The sequence below is a fragment of the Pseudomonas sp. UBA3153 genome (genome assembly GCF_002364635.1).
Classification (GTDB): Bacteria; Pseudomonadota; Gammaproteobacteria; order Pseudomonadales; family Pseudomonadaceae; genus Pseudomonas_O; species Pseudomonas_O kuykendallii.
Genome location: NZ_DEYR01000003.1, coordinates 70,743 through 83,195 on the forward strand (window position 1 = coordinate 70,743; position 12,453 = coordinate 83,195).

The 12,453-nt window shown below is 65.8% G+C and carries 12 protein-coding genes and 1 other RNA gene; 9 read left to right on the forward strand and 4 right to left on the reverse strand.

The window, feature by feature from the left end:
• Positions 1-42: 42 nt before the first annotated feature.
• Genes B2X67_RS01380 through B2X67_RS01395 form a run of 4 tightly spaced genes read right to left on the reverse strand, consistent with a single transcriptional unit; the run spans position 43 to position 3,423 of the window.
• Positions 43-621: a BON domain-containing protein gene (locus B2X67_RS01380; protein WP_090226527.1), complete on the reverse strand. Its 579-nt coding sequence runs from the start codon at positions 619-621 to the stop codon at positions 43-45.
• A complete protein-coding gene (locus tag B2X67_RS01385; protein WP_090226530.1) occupies positions 618-1,211 on the reverse strand; it encodes a phosphoheptose isomerase in 594 nt (197 codons plus the stop codon). The genes B2X67_RS01380 and B2X67_RS01385 overlap by 4 nt, the downstream gene beginning before the upstream one ends.
• A 29-nt stretch (positions 1,212-1,240) precedes the next feature.
• On the reverse strand, positions 1,241-1,615 hold the full coding sequence (locus tag B2X67_RS01390) for a YraN family protein (protein WP_286784374.1): 375 nt from the start codon (positions 1,613-1,615) through the stop codon (positions 1,241-1,243).
• Entirely contained in the window at positions 1,612-3,423 is a 1,812-nt protein-coding gene (locus tag B2X67_RS01395; RefSeq protein WP_286784375.1) for a penicillin-binding protein activator, read from the reverse strand. The genes B2X67_RS01390 and B2X67_RS01395 overlap by 4 nt, the downstream gene beginning before the upstream one ends.
• Positions 3,424-3,531: 108 nt before the next feature.
• Here B2X67_RS01395 and rsmI point away from each other — a divergent pair, with 108 nt between their 5' ends.
• The 9 genes from rsmI to mraY all read left to right on the forward strand — a co-directional run bounded on the left by rsmI (position 3,532) and on the right by mraY (position 12,444).
• Positions 3,532-4,413, forward strand: a complete 882-nt coding sequence (gene rsmI / locus B2X67_RS01400) for a 16S rRNA (cytidine(1402)-2'-O)-methyltransferase (protein ID WP_286784430.1) — start codon at positions 3,532-3,534, stop codon at positions 4,411-4,413.
• Positions 4,414-4,459: 46 nt separating this feature from the next.
• An RNA gene (rnpB, locus tag B2X67_RS01405) (RNase P RNA component class A) lies at positions 4,460-4,818 on the forward strand.
• A gap of 298 nt (positions 4,819-5,116) precedes the next feature.
• Entirely contained in the window at positions 5,117-5,572 is a 456-nt protein-coding gene (mraZ, locus tag B2X67_RS01410; protein ID WP_090226541.1) for a division/cell wall cluster transcriptional repressor MraZ, read from the forward strand.
• Positions 5,573-5,577: 5 nt separating this feature from the next.
• On the forward strand, positions 5,578-6,519 hold the full coding sequence (gene rsmH, locus B2X67_RS01415; RefSeq protein ID WP_282341947.1) for a 16S rRNA (cytosine(1402)-N(4))-methyltransferase RsmH: 942 nt from the start codon (positions 5,578-5,580) through the stop codon (positions 6,517-6,519).
• Positions 6,516-6,809, forward strand: coding sequence for a cell division protein FtsL (gene ftsL / locus B2X67_RS01420; protein WP_090226546.1), 294 nt, complete (start codon positions 6,516-6,518; stop codon positions 6,807-6,809). The genes rsmH and ftsL overlap by 4 nt, the downstream gene beginning before the upstream one ends.
• Positions 6,806-8,542 carry a peptidoglycan D,D-transpeptidase FtsI family protein gene (locus B2X67_RS01425; protein WP_286784376.1) on the forward strand — a complete coding sequence of 579 codons (1,737 nt, stop codon included), beginning with the start codon at positions 6,806-6,808 and terminating at the stop codon, positions 8,540-8,542. The genes ftsL and B2X67_RS01425 overlap by 4 nt, the downstream gene beginning before the upstream one ends.
• The gene (locus B2X67_RS01430) at positions 8,542-10,005 is read left to right on the forward strand and encodes a UDP-N-acetylmuramoyl-L-alanyl-D-glutamate--2,6-diaminopimelate ligase (RefSeq protein ID WP_286784377.1); all 1,464 of its coding nucleotides are present in this window, start codon (positions 8,542-8,544) and stop codon (positions 10,003-10,005) included. The genes B2X67_RS01425 and B2X67_RS01430 overlap by 1 nt, the downstream gene beginning before the upstream one ends.
• Positions 9,998-11,359 (forward strand): UDP-N-acetylmuramoyl-tripeptide--D-alanyl-D-alanine ligase, encoded by a 1,362-nt coding sequence (locus B2X67_RS01435; RefSeq protein ID WP_286784378.1) that lies wholly within the window; start codon positions 9,998-10,000, stop codon positions 11,357-11,359. Before B2X67_RS01430 ends, B2X67_RS01435 begins: the two co-directional genes overlap by 8 nt.
• 2 nt (positions 11,360-11,361) lie before the next feature.
• A complete protein-coding gene (gene mraY, locus B2X67_RS01440; protein ID WP_090226557.1) occupies positions 11,362-12,444 on the forward strand; it encodes a phospho-N-acetylmuramoyl-pentapeptide-transferase in 1,083 nt (360 codons plus the stop codon).
• Positions 12,445-12,453 lie beyond the last annotated feature (9 nt).

Consider the following 12,453-nt stretch of genomic DNA (forward strand, 5'->3'; position numbering starts at 1 on the left):
AAAAGGCGACCCTCGGGTCGCCTTTTTCATGCCTGCACCTTGCTAGTCGATGTACTCGAAGAGTTTGACGATCTTCTGCACGCCGGAAACGCTCTGCACCTTGTTGGTGGCCAGGTTGGCTTCCTGGTGGGTCACCAGGCCCAGCAGGTAGACGATGCCGTTTTCGGTGATCACCTTGATTCGTGAGCCGGGGATCACGCTGTCGGTGAGCATCTGCGTCTTGATCTTGGTAGTGAGCCAGGAGTCGTTGCTGCGGGCCAGGGCGGAAGAGGGCGGGAGCACCTGCAGTTCGTTGTGTACGCGCTTGACGCGCTGCACGGCGGCGGCGGATTGCTCGGCAAGGTTCTTCAGGTCGGCTCGGGGCGTTTGCCCGGCCAGCAGGACGACGCCGTTGTAGCTGGCGACGACAATGTGCGAGTTCTGGTCGAGATCGGGGTTGGCCTTGGCGATGTTCACCGCGGCTTTGGTTTCGATCAGCGAGTCATCGATCTTGCTGCCGATGGTGCGCGTACCGCGATCGTCGTCTATAGGCTTGTCGCGGGTGGCCGTGAGTACGGAGCTGCAACCACTCACGCTCAGGCAGAGGGCGATGGCGAGCAGGGAAAGGCGTTGCCGGATCATTCTTCACTCCCGAACAGTTGACTGTCGATCTGGTCGCACAGGCAGTGGATCACCAGCAGGTGGACCTCCTGGATGCGCGCGGTAACTTTCGCCGGTACGCGAATCTCCACGTCTTCCGGCAGTAGTAGCGAGGCCATACCGCCGCCGTCGCGCCCGGTCAGAGCCACGACCTGCATCTCGCGGTCGTGAGCCGCCTGGATCGCCTGGATGACGTTGGCCGAGTTGCCGCTGGTGGAGATTGCCAGGAGCACGTCGCCGGGCTGACCCAGGGCGCGTATCTGCTTGGAGAAAATCTCGTTGTAGCTGTAATCGTTGGCTATCGAGGTGATCGTCGAGGTGTCGGTGGTCAGCGCCACCGCCGGAAGGCTGGGGCGCTCGCGCTCGAAACGGTTGAGCAGTTCCGAGGAGAAGTGCTGGGCGTCACCGGCGGAGCCGCCGTTGCCGCAGGTGAGGATCTTCCCCTCGTTGAGCAGGGCATGAACCATCGCCTGGCTGGCCTGTTCGATGCTCGGAATCAGAACGTCCATGGCCTGCTGCTTGGTCTCAATGCTGGCCTGGAAGTGCTGGCGAATTCGGGATTGCATGTCCATCGGAAAGTGACCTTCAGTTGGCGGCCGTTTCAGGTATCGAAGGCGTTGCGGACCCAGTTCAGATCCGTAGGGAGATTGCTGTCGGCGCGGATGGCGATCACGTCGAAACGACAGGGATGCCTGCTCCAGCGCGACTCCTTTTGCAGGAAGTGCTCGGCTGCACTGACGAGCTTGGCGCGTTTGCGTGCGTCCACGCTCTCCAGTGCGCCGCCCCAGGCGTCGTAACGCCTGTAGCGCACTTCGACGAATACTACTGTATCGCCGTCGAGCATGACCAGATCGAGCTCTCCGCGGCGGCACGACCAGTTCTGCGCCAGCAGCCGCAGGCCCTGGCGTTGCAGGTGCTGGAGCGCTCTGGCTTCGGCGCTGCGGCCGCTGGCCTGGCGATCGGGGCCGTCGCTCAATATGTGTCGTCCGGAAGGCGCTGGACGCGGCCGTCGCGGAATTCGGCCCAGGGCAACTGCCGTTCGATGCGCTGCTGTGGATTCAGGTGCAGTCGGCCGGACAGGCCGTCGATGCTGCTTTCCGGCAGCGCCTTCAACTGGCCCAGGTGAGGCGCCAGGCGATAGGCGTCGGCGCCCATCGCGTAGAGCCGGCCCAGGCTGCCGGAGGCTTGCGGCCACTGGCTGCTCACCTGCTGGCGGAGTGCGTTGCCGGTATCGAGCAGCCAGGGTGTTTCGCAGAAGCGGATGCCGTTCAGGTCCAGGTACTGCGTCTGATCGTTGTTGCTGGAATAGACGTGGGACGTCGCGTATACCGGGACGTCTCCGGCGTACTGGAATGTCAGTGTCGGCTTGATCTGCTGGGCCTGCTGCGGCGTGGCGGCGAGGAAGATGAAGTCTACGTCGGCGCGGCGCGAGGGTTGCGCCGCCACCTCGACGCCTAGTGCGCTCTGCAGGCGCTTGGCCCGCGCTTCGCTCTGCCGAAGCTGGAACAGGTCGGCGATCTGCTGCGCCAACTGCACCGGCTGGTCGACCCGCTCGGCGGCGATCAGGGTGCCACCCGCGGCCTGCCAGCTCTGGCGGAAGGCATCGAGCACGCGATCACCCCACTCCCCGCGCGGCACCAGTGCCACGGCACGGCGCATGCCGTCCTGCCAGGCGCGACGCGAGACTTCGCGGGCTTCATCCTCGGCGGCGAGGCCGAACTGGAACAGCTGCGGCGGGCCTGCCTGGGCAAGGTCGCTGTAGTTGAGCGCGAGGGTGGTCAGCGGCAGTTGCTGGCGTTCGCCCAGTTGCTTGACCAGCGGCTTCTCCAGCGGGCCGATCACCAGTTGCACGCCATCGGCCTGCGCCTGTCGGTAAAACGCGTCCATCGAGGTCAGCTGCGCGCTGTCGTAGAAGGTAGCCTGGGGTGGATTCTGCCCAGCCTGCTGGGCTTCGAACTGGGCTGCCAGGAATCCATCGCGCAACGCGCGGGCCACGGAGGCCAGTTGGCCTTGCTGGGGCAGCAGCAGCGCGACCTTGGTCAGCGGTTGATCGGCCAGTTGCTGCAGCTTGACCAGCGCCTCGGGCAGGTGCTGAGCCGCCGGGTGCTGTGGATGCTGGGCTTGCCAGGCATTGATCGCGGCCTTCTGCTGCTGCAGCGTGCCGGCCGGCTTGGTGGCGCGGACCAGCGCCAGCCAGCCGTCGAGATCGGCGTCGGCGGTCGGTTGCAGTTGGTCGTCCGGCAGGCTGGAGACCAGTGTCCAGATCGCCTCATGGTTGTCGTTGGCTTGTTGTCCCGACAATAGAGGGGCGATGAACACGCGCTCGCGCGCCGCAGCGAGGACCTGTCCATCGGCCTGCAGCGCCTGGGCACGGACCATCTGGGTGCGGGTCTGTTGCTCAACCGGAAGCTCGCCCAGGCGTTGCAGGCTCGGATGCTCGAGGGCTTTGAGCGCCGACTTCGGCTGGCCGCGCGCCAAGGAGAGCTCGGCCGCCAGGGTGCTGGCGTAGATCTGCTGCGCCGGTTTGAGGTTCTCCAACGAAACCTGATCGAGGATCTGTGCCGCGCGCTCGGGGTTGTTCTGTCGGTACGCCAGGTCGGCTGCCGACAGTCTCAGCGAAGCAGCTTCTTCCGGCTTGGCGGAGCCTGCCTGCTGAAGGAGCTGTTCGATGCTGGCCTGCGGTGTGCGTGGCAACTCGCCGAGGTTGGAGGTGGGCTGGCTGGCGCAGGCGGCCAGAAGGGCGGCGATGCAGAGTGCTGAGAGCGGACGCAGGCAGGCAATCATGTAAGCGTTTCCGTTGCTCGTACGAGAGAGGGGCGAATTGTACCCAAGGGCTCCCGGTGGTGCGATGTCGGGTGCCTGAAACGGGCTACAATGCGCGCTTTTGCGCCAATGGCGAGGTGTGTTGTGACAACTTCCGCTGCCCGGGATTCCCAGTTCGGTACGCTCTATGTGGTCGCCACGCCGATCGGCAATCTGGATGACATCAGCGCCCGTGCGTTGGACATCCTGCGTGACGTTGCGCTGATCGCGGCCGAGGACACCCGGCATTCCGCGCGGCTGATGCAGCACTTCGGCATCTCCACACCGCTGGCGGCTTGCCACGAGTACAACGAGCGCGAGCATGGCGGGCGCTTCCTCGCGCGTTTGCAGGCCGGTGAGGATGTCGCGTTAATCTCCGACGCCGGAACGCCGCTGATTTCCGATCCGGGGTTCCACCTGGTGCGCCAGGTGCGTGCGGCGGGAATTGCCGTGGTGCCGGTGCCGGGCGCCTGCGCGCTGATTGCCGGACTGTCCGCGGCGGGACTGCCGTCGGATCGCTTCATCTTCGAGGGTTTCCTGCCGGCCAAAGGGGCCGCCCGGCGCGCGCGCCTTGAGCAGGTCAAGGAAGAGTCGCGCACGCTGATCTTCTACGAGGCGCCGCACCGCATTCTCGAGTGTGTCGAGGACATGCGGGCGGTGTTCGGCGACGAGCGCCAGGCCGTGCTGGCGCGAGAGTTGACCAAGACCTTCGAGACCATCAGGGGGCTGCCGCTGGTCGAATTGCACGAGTGGATCGCGGCGGACAGCAACCAGCAGCGCGGCGAGTGCGTGGTGCTGGTTTCCGGATGGCAAGCGCCGGAAGGTGAGGACGCGGTGAGCGCGGAAGCCTTGCGGGTGCTCGATCTCCTGCTTGGCGAGCTGCCGCTCAAGCGGGCCGCGGCGCTGGCGGCGGAGATCACGGGCGTGCGCAAGAACCTGCTTTACCAGGTCGCGCTCGAGCGCCAGAAGTAAAACTGGGCTTGTTCGTTATCCGGCCTGCAGATACCCTTGCCGGCGGAGAGTCGATCGGACAGTCGCTGTTCCATATTGTTCCGCAATATGGGAGGGAGGAAAGTCCGGGCTCCATAGGGCGGAGTGCCAGGTAACTCCTGGGAGGCGTGAGCCTACGGAAAGTGCCACAGAAAATAACCGCCTAAGCGCTTCGGCGCCGGTAAGGGTGAAAAGGTGCGGTAAGAGCGCACCGCACGGCTGGCAACAGTCCGTGGCTAGGTAAACCCCACTCGGAGCAAGACCAAATAGGGTTCCATTGGCGTGGCCCGCGCTGGAACCGGGTAGGTTGCTAAAGGCGTGCAGCGATGTACGTCGTAGAGGAATGACTGTCCTCGACAGAACCCGGCTTACAGATCGACTCTCCACCTCTTTTTCTCCCGTATTCCCCGCCTGTCAGATCGCCGCAAGAGCCCACTCTTAATAAATCACTTTAAGTTTGAAGTTCAGGTTCTTGCGCGTATTCGCTATTTAAGCCTTATCCCTCTTCCGGGCTCGTCCCAACTCCGACTTCTTATCTCTAAATCACCGACACATAAGGGTTTTTTACCTCTTTGCGTGCCTTGACGGTGGGGTGCGAGCATTTCTATAGTGTGCGGAAGTGGTACGAAGTGGCACGAAGTGGGTTATTTGGGCACGGAAAGCTGATTATTGGGGAAGCGCAACCTTGTTCCGCGGAGCTAACGCCATCAGTCTCGACGCCAAAGGGCGACTCGCGATGCCGAGCCGGTATCGCGACGAGCTCGTTTCGCGTTGCTCTGGCCAGCTCATCGTGACCATCGACGCCGTGGACCCCTGCCTCTGTGTCTACCCCCTTCCCGAATGGGAACTGATCGAAACCAAGCTGCGTGAACTGCCCTCCCTGCGTGAAGAGAACCGTCGCCTGCAGCGCCTGCTGATTGGTAACGCGGTGGATCTCGAGCTCGATGGCAGCGGTCGCTTCCTGGTTCCGCCGCGTCTGCGCGAGTACGCCAAGCTGGACAAGCGCGCGATGCTGGTGGGTCAGCTGAACAAATTCCAGCTGTGGGATGAGGACGCCTGGAACGCGGTTTCCGACGCCGATCTCGCCGCTCTCAAACAACCCGGCGCGCTGCCGGACGAACTGCGTGACCTGATCCTGTGAGCCTGATGACCAGCGACTTTCGCCATATCACCGTACTGCTGCACGAGGCCGTCGACAGCCTCGATGTCCGCGTGGGTGGCTGCTATATCGATGGCACCTTTGGGCGTGGCGGACACAGCCGGCTGATCCTGGAAAAACTCGACTCGAGCGGGCGTCTACTGGGCTTCGATAAGGACCCACTGGCGATCGCCACGGGACAAACGCTAGCGGCCGAAGACGGCCGCTTCGTCGTTGTACAACGCAGCTTTGCCGAAATGGGCGATGAGGTCCGGGCTCGCGGGCTGGACGGCAAGGTCGCCGGCATCCTGCTGGACCTCGGGGTTTCCTCGCCACAACTGGACGACCCGGAGCGTGGTTTCAGCTTTCTGAACGACGGTCCGCTGGACATGCGCATGGACCCGAGCCGTGGCATCAGTGCGGCCCAGTTCATCGCCACCGCCAGCGACGAAGAAATCGCCCGCGTGTTCAAGGACTACGGCGAGGAGCGCTTCGCCAAGCGCATGGCGCGCGCCGTCGTGCAGCGTCGCGAACAGACGCCGTTCACCCGTACCGGGGACCTGGCTGCCGTGCTGACCGAGGCCAACCCAGCCTGGGAGAAGGGCAAGAACCCGGCGACCCGTGCCTTCCAGGGCCTGCGCATCCATATCAACAACGAGCTCGGCGATCTCGAGCGCGGCCTCGACGCAGCGCTGGAAGCCCTCGAAGTCGGCGGCAAGCTGGTGGTGATCAGCTTCCATTCGCTCGAGGACCGCATCGTCAAGCAGTTCATGCGCAAGCACGCCAAGGGCGAAGCGGACAAGCTACCGCGCGACCTGCCGATCATTCCAAAGGCCTTCGAGCCGCGCCTGAAGCTGCTCGGCAAGCCGCAGTACGCTTCCGACGCCGAGACCAAGGCCAACCCGCGCTCCCGCAGCGCGGTGATGCGCGTCGCGGAGAAACTGCGATGAGCCGTTCGTTCTCCAAGCCGTTGCCGACCGGCAGCCTGCTGATGCTGATTCTGTTCATCGGCGTGCTGGTGTCGGCGATCGCGGTGTCCTACAGCGCGCACTGGAATCGCCTGCTGCTCAATTCGCTCTATGCCGAACTCAGCGTGCGCGACAAGGCGCAGGCCGAGTGGGGCCGCCTGATCCTCGAGCAAAGCACCTGGACGGCGCACAACCGTATCGAAACCCTGGCCACCGAACAGCTCAAAATGCGCGTTCCGCAGGCCGCTGAAATCCGTCTGGTGGCGCCATGACCGGCCTCGAAGGCGCGCTCTATCCCTGGCGTTTCCGCCTGGTGCTGGCGCTGCTCGGCCTGATGGTGGCGGCCATCGTCTGGCGCATCGTCGACCTGCATGTGTTCGACCACGACTTCCTCCAGGGGCAGGGCGACGCGCGCAGCGTTCGTACCATGCCGATCCCGGCGCACCGCGGGTTGGTCACCGACCGCAACGGCGAGCCGCTGGCGGTCAGTACGCCGGTGACCACGCTGTGGGCCAACGGCAAGGAACTGCAGGCCGCGCGTGACCAATGGCCGGCCCTCGCCGTGGCACTCGGCCAGGAGCCGAAGGCGTTCAGCGAGCGCCTGGCGCAGAGCGCCGACCGCGAATTCATGTACCTGGTGCGCGGCCTGACGCCCGAACAGGGGCAGAGCGTGCTCGACCTCAAGGTGCCGGGCGTCTACTCCATCGAAGAATTCCGTCGCTTCTATCCGGCGGGCGAAGTCACCGCCCACGTGGTCGGCTTCACCGATGTCGATGATCGCGGCCGCGAGGGCGTCGAGTTGTCCTTCGATCAGTGGCTGGCCGGCGTGCCGGGCAAACGTCAGGTGCTCAAGGACCGCCGCGGCCACCTGATCCGTGATCTGCAGGTCACCCGCAACGCCAAGGCCGGCAAGGCGCTATCGTTGTCCATCGACCTGCGCCTGCAGTACCTGGCGCACCGCGAGCTGCGCAATGCGCTGGTCGAGTTCGGCGCCAAGGCCGGCAGCCTGGTGATGGTCGACGTGAAGACCGGCGAAATCCTGGCCATGGTCAACCAGCCCACCTACAACCCGAACAACCGCCGCAACCTGCAGCCGGCCGCCATGCGCAACCGGGCGATGATCGACGTGTTCGAGCCCGGCTCGACGATGAAGCCGCTGTCGATGAGCGCCGCGCTGCAGAGCGGTCGCTGGAAACCCAGCGACACCGTCGACGTCTGGCCGGGATCGCTGCAGATCGGCCGCTACACCATCAAGGACGTGTCGAAGACCGAGGGCCGCACCCTCGACCTGACCGGCATCCTGATCAACTCTAGCAACGTCGGCATGAGCAAGGTCGCCTTCGACATCGGCGGCGAAGCCATCCACGACATGATGCAGAAAGTCGGCTTCGGCCAGGACACCGGCCTCGGGTTCCCCGGCGAGCGCGTCGGCAACCTGCCCAGCCATCGCGAGTGGAAACAGGCCGAGACCGCCACCCTCTCATATGGTTACGGTTTGTCCGTGACGGCGATTCAACTGGTCCACGCCTACGCCACGTTGGCCAACAACGGTCGCATCGTGCCGCTCTCGCTGGCCCGCGTGGACCGCACGCCGGACAGCGCCCAGGTAATCCCCGAGGACGTCGCCAGGACCATGCAGGGCATGCTCCAGCAGGTCATCGAGGCGCCCCGCGGCGTCTATCGCGCGCAGGTGCCGGGCTACCACGTCGCCGGCAAGAGCGGTACCGCGCGCAAGGCCTCGGTCGGCACCAAGGGCTACACCGAGAACGCCTACCGCTCGCTGTTCGCCGGCTTCGGCCCGATGAGCAACCCGCGCATCGCCATGGCCATCGTCATCGACGAACCGAGCAAGAGCGGCTACTTCGGTGGCCTGGTCTCCGCGCCCGTGTTCAGCCGGGTGATGTCCGGCGCGCTGCGTCTGATGAACATCGCTCCGGACAACCTGCCGCCGCCCGCCGAGGTGCAGGCTGCCGATGCGAAGACCGTCCAGGGAGGTCGCGGCTGATGACCATGCCCCTGAACAAGCTGCTGCCCGAAAGCGGCCATCCCGCGATGATCCGCGAGCTGACCCTGGACAGCCGCACCGTGCGCGCCGGCGACCTGTTCCTCGCCGTGCCAGGCCTGAGCCAGGACGGTCGCATCCATATCGCCGACGCCATCGCCCGTGGGGCCGCTGCCGTCGCTTACGAAAGCGAAGGCGCGCCGGCACTGCCCGAGGGCGATGCGGTGCTGTTGCCGGTGAGGAACCTTTCCGCACAGCTCTCGGCCATCGCCGGGCGGTTCTACGGCGAGCCGAGCCGCGCGATGCGCCTGATCGGTGTCACCGGAACCAACGGCAAGACCAGCGTCAGCCAGTTGATCGCCCAGGCGCTGGATCGTCTCGGCGAGCGTTGCGGCATCGTCGGGACCCTCGGCAATGGGTTCCACCACGCCCTGGAAAGCGGTCGCCACACCACGCCCGATCCGGTTTCGGTACAGGCCACCCTGGCCAACCTGAAGCAGGCCGGCGCTCGCGCGGTGGCGATGGAAGTGTCCTCGCACGGGCTGGACCAGGGCCGCGTGGCCGCGCTGGCCTTCGACATCGCGGTGTTCACCAACCTGTCCCGCGATCACCTCGACTACCACGGCACCATGCAGGCCTACGGCGCCGCCAAGGCGCGCCTGTTCGCCTGGCCGGGTCTGCGCTGCCGGGTGCTGAATCTGGACGACGCCTTCGGCCGCGAGCTGGCCGTGCAACCTGGCGAATCGCGCCTGATCGGCTACAGCCTGGACGATGCGTCCGCCTACCTTTATTGCCGCCAGGCGCGTTTCAGCGACGAAGGCGTGCGCGCCGAGCTGGTGACGCCGCACGGCGAAGGCCTGCTGCGCAGCTCGCTGCTTGGCCGTTTCAACCTGAGCAACCTGATCGCCGTGGTCGGCGCGCTGCTCGGCATGGATTACCCGCTGGACGAAATCCTCGCGGTGATGCCGCATCTGCAAGGTCCGGTAGGGCGCATGCAGCGCCTGGGTGGCGGCTCGCAGCCGCTGCTGGTGGTGGACTACGCGCACACGCCGGATGCGCTGGAAAAAGTGCTCGAAGCGCTGCGCCCGCATGTGCAGGGCGAACTGCTCTGCCTGTTCGGCTGCGGTGGCGATCGTGACCGCGGCAAGCGCCCGCTGATGGCGTCGATCGCCGAGCGGTTGGCCGACCGCGTGGTGGTCACCGACGACAACCCGCGCAACGAAAACCCGGCGGCGATCCTCGACGACATCCGTGCCGGTTTCAGCGCGGCGGATGACGCCGAATTCGTCGAAGGCCGCGGCGCCGCCATCGCTCGTCTTGTCGCCACTGCCAAGCCTGGCGACGTGGTGCTGCTGGCCGGTAAGGGCCATGAGGATTACCAAGAGATCGCCGGCGTGCGCCAGCCGTTCTCCGACTTGCAGGAAGCCGCCGCTGCGCTGGCCGCCTGGGAGCAGAACCATGCTTAAGCCGCTTTTCCTGAGCGAAGTCGCCGCTGCGCTGAACGCCCGCCTCATCGGCGACGACGTCAGTTTCGCCGCCGTCAGCAGCGACAGCCGCGCGATCCAGCCGGGGCAACTGTTTATCGCCCTGGTCGGACCGAATTTCGACGGCCACGATTACCTCGCCGAAGTCGCCGTCAAAGGCGCGGTCGCCGTCCTCGTGCAGCGCGAAGTGGCCGACGCGCCGCTGCCGCAACTGCTGGTGGCGGATACCCGGCTGGCGCTCGGTTGCCTCGGTGCGCTCAACCGCGATGCCTTCGGCGGCCAGGTCGCGGCAGTCACCGGTTCCAGCGGCAAGACCAGCGTCAAGGAGCTGCTCGCCGCGATCCTTCGCGTGCAGGGGCCGACCCTGGCCACCCGCGGCAACCTGAACAACGACCTCGGCGCGCCGCTGACGCTGCTCGAGTTGGGCGCGGAACACCAGGCGGCAGTGATCGAACTTGGCGCCTCGCGGCTGGGCGAAATCGCCTACACCGTCGGCCTGACCCGCCCGAGCGTGGCGATCATCAACAATGCCGGGCTGGCCCATGTCGGCGAGTTCGGCGGTCCGGACAAGATCGTCGAAGCCAAGGGCGAGATCCTCGAAGGGCTGCCGGCGGACGGTATCGCCGTACTCAACCGCGACGACAAGGCGTTCGCCATCTGGACGGCGCGCGCCGCCGGACGCCGCGTCATCAGCTTCGCACTGAACGACGCCGGCGCCGACTTCCATGCCGACGCGCTGTCGCGCGATGCGCGCGGTTGCCCGGCGTTCACGTTGCGCGGGCCGGCCGGCTCCGCGCGCGTGCAGCTCAACCTGCTCGGCCGGCACAATGTCGCCAACGCCCTGGCCGCCGCCGCCGCCGCGCACGCCCTGGAGGTTCCGCTGGCGTCGATCGTCGCCGGCCTGCAGAGCGTGCAGCCGGTCAAGGGTCGCGCCGTGGCGCAGTTGGCACCGAACGGCGTGCGCGTGATCGACGACACCTACAACGCCAACCCGGCCTCGATGTTCGCCGCCATCGACATCCTCGCCGGTTTCGACGGGCGCAAGGTGCTGGCGCTGGGCGACATCGGCGAATTGGGCCAGTGGGCCGAGCAGGGCCACCGCGACGTCGGTGCCTATGCCGCCGGCAAGGCCGACGCCCTCTATGCGGTCGGCCCGAACATGGCCCACGCCGTCGCCGCGTTCGGCACCGCGGGCCGGCATTTCCCCGATCAGGCCAGCCTGATCGAAGCGATCCGCGCCGAGCAGGCCGCGGACACCACCATTCTCATCAAGGGTTCGCGTAGCGCGGCGATGGAAAACGTCGTCCAGGCCCTGTGCGCAACGGAGGCACACTGATCATGCTGCTGCTGCTGGCGGAGTACCTGCAACAGTTCTACAAGGGATTCGCGGTATTCCAGTACCTGACCCTGCGCGGCATCCTGGGCGTGCTCACCGCGCTGTCGCTGGCGCTGTGCCTGGGGCCGTGGATGATCCGCACCCTGCAACTGCGTCAGATCGGCCAGGCGGTGCGCAACGACGGGCCGCAGTCGCACCTGTCGAAGAAGGGCACGCCGACCATGGGCGGTGCGCTGATCCTCTCGGCCATCACCATCAGCACGCTGCTCTGGGCCGACCTGTCGAACCGCTACGTGTGGACCGTGTTGCTGGTGACGCTGGCGTTCGGCGCCATTGGCTGGGTCGACGACTACCGCAAGGTGATCGAGAAGAATTCGCGCGGGCTGCCGAGCCGCTGGAAGTATTTCTGGCAGTCGGTTTTCGGCCTGAGCGCGGCGATCTTCCTTTTCCTCACCGCCAAGGCCCCCGTGGAAACCACGCTGATCCTGCCGATGGTGAAGAGCGTCGGCATTCCGCTGGGCGCCGGTTTCGTCGTGCTGACCTATTTCGTCATCGTCGGCTCGAGCAACGCGGTCAACCTCACCGACGGCCTCGACGGTCTGGCGATCATGCCCACGGTGATGGTCGGCGGCGCGCTGGGCATCTTCTGCTACCTGTCGGGCAACACGAACTTTTCCGAGTACCTGCTGATTCCCTACGTCGCAGGCGCTGGTGAGCTGATCATCTTCTGCGGCGCGCTGATCGGCGCCGGCCTCGGTTTCCTCTGGTTCAACACCTACCCGGCGCAGGTCTTCATGGGCGACGTCGGCGCGCTGGCGCTGGGCGCGGCGCTCGGCACCATCGCCGTGATCGTCCGCCAGGAAGTGGTGCTGTTCATCATGGGCGGGGTGTTCGTCATGGAAACCCTGTCGGTGATCATCCAGGTCGCCTCCTTCAAATTGACCGGCAAGCGCGTATTCCGCATGGCGCCCATCCACCACCACTTCGAACTCAAGGGCTGGCCCGAACCGCGCGTGATCGTGCGCTTCTGGATCATCACCGTGATCCTGGTGCTGGTTGGCCTCGCCACCCTGAAGCTGCGTTGAGGAACGAGA

What these genes read in the sequence shown, in the direction of transcription:
- B2X67_RS01435 (WP_286784378.1), top strand. Translation starts at nt 9,998, where the DNA reads ATGCTTAAGCCGCTTTTCCTGAGCGAAGTCGCCGCTGCGCTGAACGCC.
- B2X67_RS01425 (WP_286784376.1), top strand. Translation starts at nt 6,806, where the DNA reads ATGACCGGCCTCGAAGGCGCGCTCTATCCCTGGCGTTTCCGCCTGGTG.
- rsmH (WP_282341947.1), top strand. Translation starts at nt 5,578, where the DNA reads ATGACCAGCGACTTTCGCCATATCACCGTACTGCTGCACGAGGCCGTC.
- B2X67_RS01430 (WP_286784377.1), top strand. Translation starts at nt 8,542, where the DNA reads ATGACCATGCCCCTGAACAAGCTGCTGCCCGAAAGCGGCCATCCCGCG.
- B2X67_RS01395 (WP_286784375.1), bottom strand. Translation starts at nt 3,423, where the DNA reads ATGATTGCCTGCCTGCGTCCGCTCTCAGCACTCTGCATCGCCGCCCTT.
- ftsL (WP_090226546.1), top strand. Translation starts at nt 6,516, where the DNA reads ATGAGCCGTTCGTTCTCCAAGCCGTTGCCGACCGGCAGCCTGCTGATG.
- B2X67_RS01385 (WP_090226530.1), bottom strand. Translation starts at nt 1,211, where the DNA reads ATGGACATGCAATCCCGAATTCGCCAGCACTTCCAGGCCAGCATTGAG.
- B2X67_RS01380 (WP_090226527.1), bottom strand. Translation starts at nt 621, where the DNA reads ATGATCCGGCAACGCCTTTCCCTGCTCGCCATCGCCCTCTGCCTGAGC.
- rsmI (WP_286784430.1), top strand. Translation starts at nt 3,532, where the DNA reads ATGGCGAGGTGTGTTGTGACAACTTCCGCTGCCCGGGATTCCCAGTTC.
- mraY (WP_090226557.1), top strand. Translation starts at nt 11,362, where the DNA reads ATGCTGCTGCTGCTGGCGGAGTACCTGCAACAGTTCTACAAGGGATTC.